The sequence below is a fragment of the Acinetobacter sp. LCT-H3 genome, from assembly GCF_001866125.1.
In the GTDB taxonomy this organism is placed as follows: domain Bacteria; phylum Pseudomonadota; class Gammaproteobacteria; order Pseudomonadales; family Moraxellaceae; genus Acinetobacter; species Acinetobacter schindleri.
Genome location: NZ_MODX01000069.1, coordinates 1 through 1,135, shown reverse-complemented (window position 1 = coordinate 1,135; position 1,135 = coordinate 1). Strand labels below are relative to the sequence as shown.

At 47.0% G+C, this 1,135-nt stretch carries 1 protein-coding gene; it reads right to left on the bottom strand.

Annotated elements, in window-relative coordinates:
* Window position 1 precedes the first annotated feature (1 nt).
* A partial coding sequence (tuf, locus tag BK820_RS14880; RefSeq protein ID WP_213030831.1) for an elongation factor Tu occupies window positions 2-1,135 on the bottom strand: 1,134 nt, incomplete at its 5' end.

The following is a 1,135-nucleotide window of genomic DNA, read 5'->3' as shown; positions in this document are numbered from 1 at the left end:
ATTATGCAGTAACGCGAGATACTACACCAGCACCCACTGTACGACCACCTTCACGGATCGCGAAGCGTAAGCCTGCGTCCATTGCGATTGGGTGGATCAGCTCTACTGACATCTCAACGTTGTCACCAGGCATAACCATTTCAACGCCTTCTTTAAGCGCGATCGCACCAGTTACGTCAGTTGTACGGAAGTAGAACTGTGGACGGTAACCGTTAAGGAATGGAGTATGACGACCACCTTCTTCTTTAGAAAGTACGTATACTTCTGCGTCGAATTTAGTGTGCGGCTTGATTGTACCTGGTTTAGCAAGTACTTGACCACGTTGAACGTCTTCACGCTTAGTACCACGAAGAAGAACACCACAGTTCTCGCCCGCACGACCTTCGTCAAGAAGTTTACGGAACATTTCAACGCCAGTTACAGTTGTTGTTTGTGTATCACGGATACCAACGATTTCAACTGACTCACCAACTTTAACAATACCAGTCTCAACACGGCCAGTTACTACTGTACCACGACCTGAGATTGAGAATACGTCTTCGATTGGCATCAAGAATGCCTGGTCGATTGCACGTTCTGGTTCTGGGATGTAAGAGTCAAGCGCTTCAACAAGAGCTTCAACTGCAGCTTCGCCATATTGACCAGCGTCACCGTTAAGCGCAAGAAGAGCTGAACCACGGATAACTGGAGTGTCATCACCTGGGAAGTCATAAGTAGAAAGAAGTTCACGAACTTCCATTTCAACTAGCTCAAGAAGCTCTTCGTCGTCTACAAGGTCGCATTTGTTCAAGAATACAACGATGTAAGGTACACCTACCTGACGAGAAAGAAGGATGTGTTCACGAGTTTGTGGCATTGGACCATCAGTCGCAGCACATACAAGGATCGCGCCGTCCATCTGAGCAGCACCAGTAATCATGTTTTTAACATAATCGGCGTGGCCCGGGCAGTCTACGTGAGCGTAGTGACGAGTTGGAGAATCGTATTCTACGTGAGAAGTGTTAATGGTAATACCACGTGCTTTTTCTTCTGGTGCAGAGTCAATTGCAGCGTAGTCTTTCGCTTCACCACCGAATTTCTTCGCACATACAGTTGCAATCGCAGCTGTTAAAGTTGTTTTACCATGGTCAACGTG